A 13,887-nucleotide genomic window follows, 5' to 3' on the forward strand; every position below is an offset into this window, starting at 1 on the left:
GGCAGACGCCGCGGCGCGAGCCCAGGGTGCCCAGGATGCAGGACTTGACGCATACCCATATGGGCATATGATTGCCGCGTGGCACGAGCAGCGACGACGGCGGACACCTTCAACGCGGTCGCCGAACCCCGGCGGCGGCAGATCCTCGACGAGCTCATGGCCGGCGAACGGTCGGTCGGGGACCTCGTCGGCCTGCTCGGACTGGCCCAGCCGCAGGTGTCCAAGCACCTGCGGGTGCTGCGCGAGGTGGGGGCGGTGGACGTGCGCGAGGACGGCCGCCAGCGCGTCTACCGGCTCAACGGCGCCGCGCTGAAACCCATCCACGACTGGGTCAGGCGCTACGAGCGGACGTGGTCGGAACGCTTCGAGCTGCTGGACGACGTGCTGGACGAACTGAAGCAACAGGAGGACTGACATGGTGGAGACGGCGAGCAGTGCGAAGATCACCCTGCCCACGGACGAACAGATCCTGATCACCCGCGAGTTCAACGCGCCGAAGCACCTGGTCTACCGCGCGTGGACCACGCCCGAGCTGGTGAAGCGCTGGTGGGCCGGGCACCGCGGGACGACCACCGAGGTCGAGATGGACCTGCGCCCCGGCGGCCGCTGGCGGTACGTGATCAAGGCCAACGCGGGCTTCGAAGTCGCGTTCCACGGTGAGTACCGCGAGATCGTGCCGGACGAAAAGCTCGTCTTCACCGAGATGTTCGAAGGCGCGGACCCGGTGCCGGAGGCCGACGTACCGGTCGACACCGTCACCTTCACCGCCCTCGAAGGCGACCGGTCGGTCGTGCACCTGCTGACGCAGACGACTTCGAAGGCCCTGCGCGACATGATCCTCGAGTCCGGCATGGAAGTCGGCATGCAGGAGCAGATGAACCTCATCGAGGAGCTGGCGAACTCGCTGCGCTAGCCCGCAGGAACCGCTCGCCCGTCTTCGCCAGCTCCCGGGCGAGCTCCGGCGCGTCGAGCACCTCGAAGTCCACTTCGAGCAGGCCCAGGTACAGCGCGAGCATCGGCGCGTGGTCGGACCCGACCTCGGCGACGCACCGGTCCGGCCCCTCGGTCGTGACGTCGACGGCCAGCGGCAGCCGGGCCCGCACGTGCTCGGCCGAGGCGTGCAGGCGCACCTTCGCGTGGTAGCGCCAGGTCGCCGCGCCCGCGCTGCGCTGCACGAACCGCACGACGTCACCCTCCGGCGGCTCGCGCGGGGCGAACCGCGGCCCGTTCGGCGTCCGGGGTGTCATCCGGTCGACGCGGAAGGTGCGCCAGTCGTCGCGGCCGGTGTCCCACGCGACGAGGTACCAGCGCCGTCCCCAGCTGACCAGCCGGTGCGGCTCGACGTCGCGGCGGCTTTCGGTCCCCTCGTGGCTGGTGTAGCCGAACCGTAGCCGCTCGCCGGCCCGGATCGCCGAGGCGATCACGCTCAGCACGTCGGCGTCGACGGCCGGGCCGGTGCCGGGCACCGCGACCGTCGCGGCCTGCAGCGCGTGCACCTGGTGCCGCAGCCGCGACGGCAGCACCTGCTCCAGCTTCGCCAGCGCGCGCACCGACGTCTCTTCGATCCCGGCGACCCCGGCGGCGGTCCGCAGCCCGACCGCGACGGCCACCGCCTCGTCGTCGTCCAGCAGCAACGGCGGCAGCTGCGCGCCCGCCCCGAGCCGGTACCCGCCCTGGACGCCGGGGGAGGCCTCGACCGGGTAGCCGAGGTCACGCAGCTTGCCGACGTCGGCGCGGACGGTGCGCGTGGTGACGCCGAGACGGCCGGCCAGGTCGGCGCCGGTCCAGTCGCGCCGCGTCTCGAGCAGCGACAGCAACCGCAGGAGCCGCGCGGAGGTCTGCAACATCCTTCGAGAATGGCAGAGATTGCGGAAGGAACCCTTCCGCAATCGTCTCTAGCGTCCTGCCCATGACGAACGACATCCGCCCCTTCCGCGTCGAGATCCCGCAGGCCGAGCTGGACGAGCTGCACCGGCGCCTGGCCGCCGCCCGCTACCCCGAACCAGTGCCCGGCGACCGGCCGGACTGGTCCCGCGGCATCCCGCCTTCGCGGGTCCGCGAGCTGGCCGAGTACTGGCGGACGGGCTACGACTGGCGCGCGCAGGAGGCCGCGCTCAACGCCTTCCCGCAGTTCACGACCGAGATCGACGGCCAGCGGATCCACTTCCTGCACGTCCGCTCGCTGGAGTCGTCCTTCGGTTCGCCTTTCTAAATCTTAGGTCGTACTTGGGAGCTATTCGATTGGTATCTCCCGATCGCTTATGGAGGGACCGATCGCGTGGTCGTAGTTACTCTCAAGGTCCGCGCCAATTAGTCTCTGGACAAACTCGCCCAGTATCGGAAGTTTCGATTCAATATAGTCGATGACGCTGACTTCGTCTTCGACAGGCTCGCAGCAGTCTGCGAATATGGAAACAGATTCGAGTGATTTTGGGGTAATACCATACTGGATTAACTCATATTGTACGTCTTGCACGTAAGTGGATTTAGCCAGTGGTGTTATCAACTTAATATCGTAGCTCTCAACAAATCGGCGGATGGTGGAGATTGACGTCGGAATCTGTTCTGGAAGATTGGACTGATAGCCGGAAAATCCATTGACAACGTGGCTTGCTGAGAGCTGTTTCGCTATTACGATTGCGGCGGCATGCATTGCTAAACTTTCTCCTAATGGTATGAGATTTGCGCCATATTTCTGAACGTCCTCAACGAGATCCCTGCATGCTACCGATCGCACTAGGCCATATATCGGAACGTTACCGAATGTAATTCGGTCTTTGCCAAAGCAATCTTCAAGCTCGTCTATTCGGTTATTGACCAGCGATCGACCCGTGCCGAATCCGGTGTCAAAATTAATCAAGATTGGGTGCTGGCCGTTGATGATGCAGCGAACTGCTGCGAGAGTAGAATCTCTGCCTCCGGAGAAGAGGACTACGGCGCGGTCGGCGGGTGCATCAATTGTGTTCGACCAAAAGAGAGCATTACTGCCACGATTATCGATCATATGAGATATCAACCTTCTGCTAGGTTATCCTGCAGCGTTGCTACAATCAAGGCGGTGCACTCCGCGACGCTGGCTGACGCATCGACTGTTATGACCGGTGAATCAGAAGGTCGTATTGTTTGGGCTCCGATTTTGCATTCATCAAGTGTGCGGGCTTGGCATGGCAATCTACTCGGATCTGAGAGTCGTTTGGATCGCTCTGCGGAGTCGGTTAGGCAAAGTTCCACGAAGAAGTAAGGAACACCTGCTCGTTTTGCCAATGCTTGGCCATTCTCAAGGGTGCGTAAGCTGAAGACGGGTGAGTCAATAATCACGCCCCTATTATTGGTTAATGACTCGGCCGCAACTATGAACATCAAGTCGTATGCGTTTGGGCCAGCAACCTCCTTGCTGATGCCTTGGCACATCATCGACCATAAGTAGAAATCCTTGTTGATGTTAACGATCCCTTGAAAGTGGCACTCCAAAGTTCGCGCAAGCGTCGTCTTTCCCACGCCTTCAAGGCCTGCTAGTTGAAGTACAAATGGAGTTAGCGTAAAACTGTTCGGTTCATTTTCGTTCACTTTCGCTCCGACCTTATGCAGCAAAATTTCCGCTCCAGGCGCTTCACGGAAATTCCTGAAAATTCAACTTCAATAATCAAGACTATTTGGAGCGGCATGCGCGGTTTAAGATCGAGCGCTCGGTATATTTTTCTTCGACTCATGGTTGCAAGATCTTCGAAGATGTATTCAACGCCGGCACTGGTGCCATATGAAGTGAATCCTGAAGATAATAATGCTCGTCGACGATCGCCGCGTGCGCTTATGGAATCGCTGCAGACGATAAGGACCAGGTCCCGCTTTGCTACCCCATTTATTATCCCCGTATCGTATTTGGGTACATCGAAACTTCTGCCGTCATCGGTGACAATTCGTATAGATAGTGCGCCTTCGTCGTTGTAAAGAAATTCTCTAAAGTGGAAGTTCTCGCGTAATTGACCTAAGAGTCGGGCAGCTTCCTCGTTCTTCGCGGGACCACCAAGTATAATCTCGTCACCATCGATTCGATGGTTAATGTGTCCGCTCAAGTGAATGCGTACATTTTTGCGTAGATAAAACCTTGCCAAGAAGCGTGAGATGTGTGCCGTTCCTGTTACTTGACCTATCCCTGTGAGTGGGCGCACGATCGGTGCACCGTGATCGCTTGGGGTATTTGCCGACAAGGTTAATACAACATCAACTGAGCACGTGCGACCGAATCCGATGGACCGCCTTCCTCTTCGTTTTTTTGAGAAACCAACTGTTATGGCACTGACGACGGGGATTGCTCCAACAGCGCCGAACCATAGTCCTGCGATTGTTGCGGCATCCATTGGGTAAACCCCTCTTTTGACTAGCTGACGGCATTGCGAAAAGTTTGGAATCTTGGCAATGAGTTCACGTATTTCGTATTGTGGAGCGAATGTAGGAAACAAGTTCATTCAGGCCATCGTTTAGGGGTTTACTTGGGCTCCAATTTAGCGCTTTCTTGGCAAGTTTGATGCAAGGTATTCGTGTTGACACTCCAGTGTGTCTAGAATTGAACTGAAAAGTTCCTTTGTAATTGCAAATAAGTGCGATCATTTCGGCAAGTTCATTTACGGTTATGCAGTCTAGTGAAGCAAAATTTATTGCACTGATATTCGAGGAATCCTCTGCAAGACGCAGTAGTCCTTCTGTGCAGTCTGAAACGTGTAGGAATGATCGCACTTCCTTGCCGGTACCCAAGAGGGTTGTTGAGTTTAGGCCCAAATGCTGTGAGTGAAGAATCTTCCGCGCTATGGCTGCTGGAGCTTTTTCTCGCGGCTCTCCTGTGGAGCACATTGTGCCGTATACGTTAAAGAGTCGGGCTGAGCGAAATTTGATACCGGATTCGAATTTTGCATAGTTTCCCATCCTTTCGCAGTAGAGCTTCGCCCACCCGTAGCCACTGTCGGGCTCCGCGGGAAGTGCCGATAATTCTTGCAGTGGAGTCGGGGAGTCGCCTTGGCGAGATTCTGGATAAACGCATGCGGATGACGTGAAGACAATTTTGCCTATGGTTCCGGCCAAGGCCGAGTCGATTATAAGCTGAGTGCTCGCTATGTCCTTCATGCAGTTATAGTTGTTTGTAGAGATGAAAGGCATTCCGCCGGCGTCGGCGGCAAGGTGAAAGACGACATCAAAGTCTTCGACTATCTGGCGGTTGCTCTGACTTGTTAGGTCCTCAATGACGATTGAGCAGTACGGATGCAGTTGACTCCAAAGATTCGTCGGCTTTCGGTCTAGTGCGACAATGTGTGCGGTCCCCCAACGTTGATGTATTTGAGAGATCAGATGTCCGGCGATAAATCCACCGGCCCCCGTTACGAGAACTTTTTCGACGGTGCTCAAGTCTCTTCCAATCGAGGTTATCTTTAAAATCGGTATAGTATTCGACCCAGTTCTTCGTGAAGATTCATGATTTCTTCACGAGTATTATAGTAATGGGGAGAGATTCGAACTAAGTCGCGTTCATTTGAGCATTGATCGAGCGGAGTGGAGCGCCGTCGCGCTGACCCCACGAAGATGTGTCGATCGGCCAATCGGGAGATGATTTCTTGTGAATCTATCTCTTTTGAATGGAATGTTACAATTGCCCCTGACTCTGGTCCGTGTTCATGCAATATAAGTGGCAGACTGCGCAGGCAATCGCGCACGAGCAGGGATATGTCATTTATCTGTCGCCAGATAACGGTGCTGTCGAGTTCCATGGCGCTATCTGCTGCGGCTTTTAGTCCTGCAAGGGCAACTAAATTTTGCTCCCCGAGCTCGTATATGGCGGCATCTGAAACTCTGGTCATGGGGGCAAGTGATTGATCCAGTCGCGCAGTCGGATAATCAATTATTGTAGGCCAATTAGTTAGGCTAGTTTTTTTTGCGTATAGAAAGGCTGTTCCTCGTGGGGCCCGAAGAAACTTCCTGCCTGTGCCCACGAGGTAGTCGCAAAAGATCTCCTTCATGTCAAGGGGTACCTGTCCAACAGTTTGACATGCATCAACCAGCAAAGGAACGTTACGCGTTCGGCAGATCTTGGCGATCTCGTGAATTGGGTTGAGTGACCCGCTGTTGTTTGACATATGCGTCACGCATACAAGTCCAACGTGTGAACCAAGAATTTTTGTTAATTGTTCGCTGGATGATCTTCCGTAGTGATCATCGGGGATTCGTTGCAGTGCGAGAGGTCTGTTCTTTGCGTAACGAAGCAGTGCAATATAGTTTACAAAAAACTCTGAGCTCGAAACTAGAATAGTTTGACCTGCGCGGATAGGGATGGATGTGAGTGCCTGAAACCAGGCGAGGCTGCCGCTCGGCAAGATCGCAATCTCGCGTGGATCAGCGTTGATCAGCCTAGCTACTGACGCTCGTGCTTTGATCTTCGTCTCGGCGGTGACCGCGTGCACTCTTTCGGCAGTGAGGCTTGCAAGCTGTGCGTCAACGGTTTGGTCTGCCATCAGAGCGCAGCCAGCGGCGTCAAGGTGCACTGCGTCTGTGTCGCGAGTTGCGGGAGCCCTGCCTGTGTATTCGTCGATGGCCACAGCTGGATAGCCTACATCTTGGGCGGCCGATGTTGCATGTCGAACGGTGCCCGGTCCCCGAGGTGGAAGAGGTTGAACCTTGGGTCTGACCAGAGAAGGTTACGGGTGCATTTCAGTAGTGGTCATGCACGTCTCTTGATCGACATTGCTTGTCCTTGTCCTGTCGTCCGAGGGGATAGAAGGCAAACGGACCGCGGACTAAGCTGATGCTGGCCTTCCAGAAGGTTGTTGCTGAGGTAACGAGCTTCGAGCTGTTTCGATCTTGGGAAGATGATGTCGTTCAGGGCAGGTAACATTCGGCGAATGGCGTCGTCGTTGGATACAAGACTCTGTCCGCGAAACTGGTCTGCGGATGCCTGGTTGTTCTCGCCGGCGTGGGTGTCTAGGCTCAGGTGGCGGATAGCTCAGGAGCCTGCGATCGGTGTCGGCTCGGTTGGGCTTGAGAAGCTGGGCCGGGGCATTAGCTAGCACATGGCGCAGAAGTGGTGCAGATCGATCTGTTCTGGGGCGACGTTGGCCGCCTGGCAGGTGTCGGCAAGCGTCGGGTGAAGGTGGTCGAGTAGTACGAAGTGTAGGTTCCAGAGTTGGCTGGTTCTGCTCGCCCAGCCCGCGAGACCTTTACCCGGAGCGTGTCATCGGCGCCCACGTGAACAGCGACCGCGGGACCATCGCCCTCGCCGGGGAACAGCTCCCGATGCCGGAGAACCTGAGCGGCGCCGAACAGGCCGAATTGGACGCCGCCCGGGAGGCGTGGAAGGCCGGGCGCGGTTACCTGGACATCCAGTCGCACAAGCCGGAGACGATCGCCGCCGGGCTCACCGACTCGCCGGTCGGCCAGCTGGCCTGGATCGCCGAGAAGTTCGAGGCGTGGACGAACGGCGAAATCGGCCGCGACCGGCTGCTGACGACAGTCAGCCTGTACTGGTTCACCCGCAGCGGCGCGACCGCGGCCCGGTTCCTCTACGAGGCGGCCCACTCCGGCCACGGCTGGCTGGCGCCCTCGGACGTCCCGGCGGGCTGGGCCGTGTTCGACAGCTCGCCGGTGGTCCGGCGGATCATGGACCCCGGCGAGAAGATCGAGCACTGGTCGGAGTTCGCCGAGGGCGGCCACTTCGCGGCGATGGAGGCGGGGGAGCTGCTCGTGGCCGACGTTCGCGCGTTCTTCCGCAAGCTTCGCCCCTGAGCCGCCGTACTCGGCGGCGAGCCTCCATCGCGAGCGACCGGAGTGGTGGACGGGCGCGTTCACGGCCAAAGCACCCGCACGACCGGCGTTGCTGGGACAGAATCGGCGGCGTGCAGTTCGCCATTCTCGGGCCGGTCGAAGCCCACGGTCCGGACGGGACCCCCGTCGCCCTCGGCGGCCCGCAGTTGCGCGGGCTGCTCGCGCTGCTGGCCCTCGACGCCGGGCGCGTCGTCAGCGCCGAACGGCTCATCGACGGCCTGCACGGCGAAGACCCGCCCGAGGGTGCCGCCGAGGCGCTGCAGTCCCAGGTCTCGCGGCTGCGACGGCGGCTGCGGGACGGCGGGGCGCCCGACGGCCTGGTCGAGTTCACCCCCGCCGGCTACCGGCTGGCCGTGGACCCCCAGGACGTCGACGTCCACCGCTTCGAGGCGCTCACGGCGGAGGCGCGGGAAACCGCGGACCCGGCAGCCAAGCTGGAGCTGTTCGGCGAGGCACTCGCGCTGTGGCGGGGGCCGGCGCTCGACGGGCTCGCGGACCCGCCGCGCGCGGCCCGGCTGGCGGAGCTGCGCGTGGCCGCGGCCGAGGACAGGATCGAAGCCGGGCTGGCCCTCGGCCGGCACGAGCGGCTCGTCGCGGAGCTGCGGGAGCTGACCGGCGAGCACCCGCTGCGCGAACGGCTCGTGGCCCAGCTGATCCGCGCGCTGCACGGCAGCGGCCGGTCCGCCGAGGCCCTGGCCGTGTTCGCCGGGATCCGGGAACGCCTCGCCGACGAACTCGGCGCCGACCCGTCGCCGGAGCTCGCGGACGCGCACGTCGCCGTCCTGCGGGCGGCCGCGCCCGCTCCGGCGCGCCGGGTCCCGGTGCCGCTCACCGGGTTCGTCGCCCGCGCCGAGCTCGACCGGCTGACCACGGCGTTGCGCGACGCCCGGCTCGTCACGCTCACCGGCCCGGGCGGGGCGGGCAAGACCCGGCTCGCCGTCGAAACCGCGTCCCGCGAAGCCGGCGAAGTGTGTTTTGCCGAACTGGCGACGACGACCGAGGTGCCGCAGGCCGTCCTGGCCGCCCTGGGCCTGCGCGAACAGGGCGTGCTGTCACCGGGCGCGGCGGCGGACCCGGCGGACCGGCTGGCCGCGGGGCTCGCCGACCGGCCCCTGCTGCTGGTCCTCGACAACTGCGAACACGTTGTCGCCGAGGCCGCGCGGCTGGTCCGGCGGCTGCTCGGCGGGTGCCCCGGCCTGCGGGTGCTGGCCACCAGCCGGGAGGCGCTCGGCCTCACCGGCGAGACGCTGGTGCCGGTCGGGGCGCTGTCCGCCGACGCCGCCGAGCGGCTGTTCACCGACCGCGCCGCGGCCGTCGTCCCGGGCGTGGACCTCGATCCCGCGACCGTGTCCCGGATCTGCGTCGCCCTCGACGGCCTGCCCCTGGCGATCGAGCTGGCCGCCGCCCGGCTGCGGTCGATGGCCGCCGAGGACGTCGCGGCCCGGCTCGACGACCGCTTCCGGCTGCTGTCGCGCGGCGAGCGGACCGCCGAGCCGCGGCACCGGACGCTGCGCGGGGTCGTCGAGTGGAGCTGGGACCTGCTCGACCCGGACGAACAGCTGCTGGCCGGCCGGTTCGCGGTGTTCGCCGGCGGCGCGCGGCTCGACGCCGTCGAGCGGGTCTGCGCCGTCCCGGACACCGACGGCCTGCTCACCGGGCTCGTCGAGAAGTCCCTCGTCGAGTACACGGGCGGCCGGTACCGGATGCTGGAGACGATCCGGGCGTTCTGCGCCGAGCAGGGCACCGGCGACCCGGCGGCGCACGCGAAGTACTTCCTGGACCTCGCCCGCGCGGCCGAGCCGAAACTGCGCGGCGCCGACCAGCTCACTGTGCTGGCGCAGCTGACCGCCGAGCACGCCGACCTGCACGCGGCCCTGCGCTGGAGTGCCGCCGAGGCCCCGGAAACCGCGTTGCGGCTGTTCGCGGCCCTGACGTGGTACTGGTGGCTGCGCGGCCTGCGCAGCGAGGCCCGGCCGTTCGCGGACGCCGTGCTCGCCGCCGTCGGCCCGGAGCCGCCGCCCGGGCTCGAGGAGGAGTACGTCGTCTGCCTGATCCACGCGTCGGCCACCGACGTCGGGATCGAACCGATCCTGCAAGCGCTCGACGGGCCCCTGCGGCACCCGTACCTCTTCCTGCTGTGGGCGTTTTCCCCGCGCACCAAGGCGAAGGAGGGTGAGCGGCTGGCCGCGCTGATCGGCCAGGACACCTGGTCGCGGGCGTTCGCGCGGATCGGCGACGGCCTGGGCGCGCAGTACCGCGGCCGGATCGACGACGCCGAGGCGCACTTTTCGGCGTCGCTGCAAGGCTTTCGCGAGCTCGGCGACCGCTGGGGCGAGGCGACCACGCTGGAGAAGCTCGCGGAGTTCGCGGACTGGCGCGGTGACCACGCGCGGTTCCGCGAGCTGATGGACGAGTCCGTCCGGCTGGCCGGTGAGCTCGGTGCCGCCGAGGACGCGGCCGACCTGCTCTGCCGCCGCGCCGACGGTGTCCTGCGGGCCGGCGACACCGAGGGGGCGCAGGCGGACTACGAAGCCGCGGCGGAGCTGGCGCGGGCGGCGGGCACGACGCTGACCCTCGCCCGGGCGCGCGGCGGGCTCGGCGAGATCGCGCGGCACGCGGGGGACCTGGCCGCGGCCCGGCGCTGGTACACCTCGGCGATCGGCCTGGCCGCCGACCCGGTGACCGGCGGCGAGACGCGGATCGGGCTGTACACCGGCTTCGGCTGGACGGCCGCGGCCGAGGGCGGCCTCGACGAGGCGACCGAGCTGCACCAGGAGGCCCTGGCCACGGCGCTGGAGCACACGAACCTGCCGGGCGCGGCGCGGGCCGTCGAAGGGCTGGCCGGGGTGCTGGCGGCGCGGGCCGAGGACGAGCGGGCCGCGTTTCTGCTCGGCGTCGCCGTCGGGCTGCGCGGCACGGACGTCACCGGGGACACCGACGTGGCCGCGGTGACCGGCGCCGTCCGCGCCCGCATCGGTGGCGACGCCTACGTCAAGGCCTTCGAGCAGGGCCGGGAAATGCCGCCTGACCAGGCTCTTCAGGACTTCGGTCAGTGGCGGTCGGCGCTCGGTTCGTGAGCGGTCAGCGGCCGCGCCCACGCTGCGAAGCATGACGAACAACCGCGAAATCCTGATCTCCGGCGCCAGCGTCGCCGGCCCCGCCCTCGCCTGGTGGCTGCACCACCACGGCTTCCGCCCGACCGTCGTCGAACGCGCCCCGAGCCTGCGTGAAGGCGGGTACAAGGTGGACATCCGCGGCACCGCCGTCGACGTCGTCCGCCGGATGGGCCTGCTGGAGCAGGTGCACGCCGTGGCGACCGACATGCGGGGCGCCGGGTTCGTGAACAAGCGCGGCAAGCAGATCGCGAAGCTGGACGCCGACACGTTCGGCTTCCGCGACGGCGACGACACCGAGATCCTCCGCGGCGACCTGGCGAAGATCCTCTACGACCACACCCGCGACGACGTCGAGTACGTCTTCGGCGACTGGATCACCGGCCTCGACCAGCGCGCCGACGGCGTCCACGTCACCTTCGCCCACGGCGCGCCCCGCCGGTTCGACCTGGTCGTCGGCGCCGACGGCCTGCACTCCGGCGTCCGCGCACTGGCGTTCGGCCCGGAGGAGCGGTTCCTGAAGCGGTTCGACGCCTACATCTCGATCTCGACCGTGCCCAACAGCTTCGATCTCGATCGCTGGGAGCTGCTGCACTCGGCGGCGCCGGGCAAGATGGTCAACGTCTACAGCACCGCCCGCGCCGACGACGCGAAGGCCGCGTTCTGGTTCACCGGCAAGGATCTGCCGTACGACCGCCGCGACGTCGACGGCCAGAAGAACCTCGTCGCCGACCAGTTCGCCGGCCTCGGCTGGCAGATCCCCGAGCTGCTGGACTCGATGCGCGAAGCCGGCGACTTCTACTTCGACCCGGTGTGCCAGATCCTGATGGACCGGGTGACGGCTGGCCGCGTCACGCTGCTTGGCGACGCGGGTTACTGCCCGTCCCCGGCCTCGGGCCAGGGAACGAGCCTGGCCCTGGCGGGCGCGTACGTCCTGGCGGGCGAACTCGCCGCGGCCGCAGGGGATCACGAGGTGGCGTTCGAGCGGTACGAAGCGGAAATGCGGCCGTACATCGACAAGAACCAGGCCCTGGCGAAGTCGGCCCTGCGCGGCATCATCCCGCAGTCCCGCGCGTTCGCGTGGTTCAACACCCGGATGATCAAGCTGATGCCGTACATGCCGGGCCGCAACCGCATCCTGGAGCAGATCGCCGCCCCCATCCGCGACGCGGCGAACGCCTTGGTGCTGAAGGACTACGCGGTCGCCGTGTGACGGCTTTGTCGGATCGTCGCCGATCACCCCACTGTCGCTGGTAGCGGTCGGCCACCAGCGGCGGTGTCGGCGATCTTCCTGCTGGAGCGCCATTCTTGGGCTTCGGGTTCCTGTACGTAATCGACGAGGTTGTCCCTGACCCCCATCTCTTCGAGGATCTCGAGAATGTCGGCCGGCGTCGCGTAGAAGAACTCTCGTCTGAGGTTGACCCGGTTGACCCTCCGGTCGGCGAGCCGTTGGTGGAGTTGTGTCTCGAGGCTGACCGCGTCCGGATCGAAGATCTTGGCGTGGACGTCGAAGCGGAAAGGCACCGATGCATCCCCGAGTTCTCTTACCCGCTCGAGCGGGTCGAGCCGTCGGGTGAGGCCAACCTTCACGACCCCTTCGCCGAAGGATCCGATGTTGGAGATCACGTAGACCCACCCGGTACGGATGTTGGCCTCGCGTTCTTCGACGCCCCGGATGGCTTCGTCCAGTTCGTTCAGCTTGGCCTGGGCCGCAGCGGTCTTGGCCTGATCGCCGGATTCGGACCACTTCTGCATCGCGGTCTGCCAGTGCGCCTGTTCCTTGCTCAGACGGGCCTTCTCACGCTCGAACTCCCGTTGTGCCTGCTGTTCGTCGCGCTGCCGTTCCCGTTCGGCGCGGATGCGTTCTTTCTCTTCCTCCACCTTGGCGAGGTGGTCGGCGGTGAGTTCGAGCTCCTCGATCCGCAATCGGTGGTAGCCGGGGGAGATGTTGATGCTCATGGTCTTGCCGAGCCGCGAGATGACGTCTCGTGTCTTCGTGAGCCGGTCCTTGGCCGAGTCCACCCGATAGGGACGCATCGACCTCACACAGTTGTCTGCTTCGGCGTTGTAGGCGCGCAGCATCAGTTTGGAGAAATCACGGATCATCCGCTGACCTTCGACGGCCGAGCCGTTTACCGTCCAGTCGGTACTGGCGGTGATTGCGTGGTTGTTCTTCGCGGACACCTTGATGGAGTCCCTCAGCCGTTGCAGCGCGGCCTTGTACGCGACCGCGTCCGTGAGACGGTGCCGGAACTCGTAGATTCCTGCTTCCTGTAGCAGGGTGAGTTCTTTCGTCTCGACGATCTCGTTGCGCAGTGCGGTCAAGGTTCCTGTGGCTTCGCCGATCTGACGGCGGACGGCCGCGAGTTCCGTTTCGGCGAGGTCCTGCTTGCTCTGCTGGTCCGCTCGTCGTGCCTCCCCGTCCCGTGCCAGCCGGGCGAGGGTCTCTCGCATCTCCCTGCTCTCGTTCTCGAGGGCCAGCGCGTCCTTGCCACGCAATTCGGCGTAGCGCGCTTCGAGGTCGTGTACCCGCGTCGACAACGCGTCGCGACTTGTGGTGGCCTCACGCAAACGAGCTGCCAGCTGCTCGGACTTGGCTTTCTCCGAGCGGAGTGCCTCGGTGGTCTTTTCCACGTGGGCGAGGGCGGTGGTGAGGTCGGCTTCGGCGGTCCGGAGGCGCTTTCTGGCACCGAACGGTCCACTGCGTCCTGCCGGGGCGGATGCTGCCGGCGGCTGGGGGTCCGGCTCGATGGTCCACAGTTGCCAGAATTGCGGCGGTGCGGGCCAATCGGAAGGTGGCTGCCACCCGGGCGGCGGCGTCCATCCGGCAGGAACGGTCGGCCAATTCGGCGGCGGATTGAACCGGTACCCCATCCCGCTGTCCTCCTGCTCGCGATCAGCCGAACCGCTCCGCGTAGTCACCCTCGGGGTGCGGTTGCGGTTACCTGACGTACTTGTCAGTGGTCGAGTC

General features: G+C 64.0%; 12 protein-coding genes and 1 pseudogene. 6 read left to right on the forward strand and 7 right to left on the reverse strand.

Translation table 11 applies throughout. The features are described 5' to 3' along the window. Window positions 1–78 precede the first annotated feature (78 nt). Window positions 79–414 (forward strand): ArsR/SmtB family transcription factor, encoded by a 336-nt coding sequence (locus tag ACIOD2_RS01760; protein ID WP_400533117.1) that lies wholly within the window; start codon window positions 79–81, stop codon window positions 412–414. A gap of 1 nt (window position 415) precedes the next feature. Beyond that, window positions 416–913 (forward strand): SRPBCC family protein, encoded by a 498-nt coding sequence (locus ACIOD2_RS01765; protein WP_400533119.1) that lies wholly within the window; start codon window positions 416–418, stop codon window positions 911–913. On the opposite strand, the gene ACIOD2_RS01770 is transcribed toward ACIOD2_RS01765, so the two are convergent. Then, window positions 882–1,847, reverse strand: a complete 966-nt coding sequence (locus ACIOD2_RS01770; RefSeq protein WP_400533121.1) for a helix-turn-helix transcriptional regulator — start codon at window positions 1,845–1,847, stop codon at window positions 882–884. The two genes, ACIOD2_RS01765 and ACIOD2_RS01770, sit on opposite strands and share 32 nt — an antisense overlap. Window positions 1,848–1,909: 62 nt before the next feature. Between ACIOD2_RS01770 and ACIOD2_RS01775 the strand changes: the two are divergent. Next, window positions 1,910–2,188: pseudogene (locus ACIOD2_RS01775) on the forward strand (epoxide hydrolase N-terminal domain-containing protein); the annotation flags it as partial. Window positions 2,189–2,233: 45 nt separating this feature from the next. Here the strand turns inward: ACIOD2_RS01775 and ACIOD2_RS01780 are convergent. Genes ACIOD2_RS01780 through ACIOD2_RS01800 form a run of 5 tightly spaced genes read right to left on the reverse strand, consistent with a single transcriptional unit; the run spans window position 2,234 to window position 6,581 of the window. Further along, the gene (locus ACIOD2_RS01780; protein ID WP_400533123.1) at window positions 2,234–3,004 is read right to left on the reverse strand and encodes a hypothetical protein; all 771 of its coding nucleotides are present in this window, start codon (window positions 3,002–3,004) and stop codon (window positions 2,234–2,236) included. Between the two features lie 8 nt (window positions 3,005–3,012). After that, window positions 3,013–3,567, reverse strand: coding sequence for an AAA family ATPase (locus tag ACIOD2_RS01785; protein WP_400533125.1), 555 nt, complete (start codon window positions 3,565–3,567; stop codon window positions 3,013–3,015). Continuing rightward, a complete protein-coding gene (locus ACIOD2_RS01790) occupies window positions 3,564–4,466 on the reverse strand; it encodes a hypothetical protein (RefSeq protein ID WP_400533127.1) in 903 nt (300 codons plus the stop codon). Before ACIOD2_RS01790 ends, ACIOD2_RS01785 begins: the two co-directional genes overlap by 4 nt. Then, on the reverse strand, window positions 4,423–5,397 hold the full coding sequence (locus tag ACIOD2_RS01795) for an NAD-dependent epimerase/dehydratase family protein (protein WP_400533128.1): 975 nt from the start codon (window positions 5,395–5,397) through the stop codon (window positions 4,423–4,425). Before ACIOD2_RS01795 ends, ACIOD2_RS01790 begins: the two co-directional genes overlap by 44 nt. Window positions 5,398–5,420: 23 nt before the next feature. Further along, window positions 5,421–6,581 (reverse strand): aminotransferase class V-fold PLP-dependent enzyme, encoded by a 1,161-nt coding sequence (locus ACIOD2_RS01800; RefSeq protein WP_400533130.1) that lies wholly within the window; start codon window positions 6,579–6,581, stop codon window positions 5,421–5,423. A gap of 646 nt (window positions 6,582–7,227) precedes the next feature. Here ACIOD2_RS01800 and ACIOD2_RS01805 point away from each other — a divergent pair. The 3 genes from ACIOD2_RS01805 (at window position 7,228) to ACIOD2_RS01815 (ending at window position 12,129) form a co-directional block, all read left to right on the forward strand. After that, window positions 7,228–7,764 carry a hypothetical protein gene (locus ACIOD2_RS01805; RefSeq protein WP_400533132.1) on the forward strand — a complete coding sequence of 179 codons (537 nt, stop codon included), beginning with the start codon at window positions 7,228–7,230 and terminating at the stop codon, window positions 7,762–7,764. Window positions 7,765–7,874: 110 nt separating this feature from the next. Then, entirely contained in the window at window positions 7,875–10,880 is a 3,006-nt protein-coding gene (locus ACIOD2_RS01810; protein ID WP_400533134.1) for an ATP-binding protein, read from the forward strand. 31 nt (window positions 10,881–10,911) lie between these two features. Further along, window positions 10,912–12,129, forward strand: a complete 1,218-nt coding sequence (locus ACIOD2_RS01815; protein ID WP_400533136.1) for an FAD-dependent monooxygenase — start codon at window positions 10,912–10,914, stop codon at window positions 12,127–12,129. A 23-nt stretch (window positions 12,130–12,152) separates the two neighbouring features. Here the strand turns inward: ACIOD2_RS01815 and ACIOD2_RS01820 are convergent, their stop codons facing one another. Further along, entirely contained in the window at window positions 12,153–13,790 is a 1,638-nt protein-coding gene (locus ACIOD2_RS01820) for a DUF4041 domain-containing protein (RefSeq protein ID WP_400533138.1), read from the reverse strand. Window positions 13,791–13,887 lie beyond the last annotated feature (97 nt).

The sequence above is a fragment of the Amycolatopsis sp. NPDC088138 genome (assembly GCF_044741685.1).
Lineage (GTDB): Bacteria > Actinomycetota > Actinomycetes > Mycobacteriales > Pseudonocardiaceae > Amycolatopsis.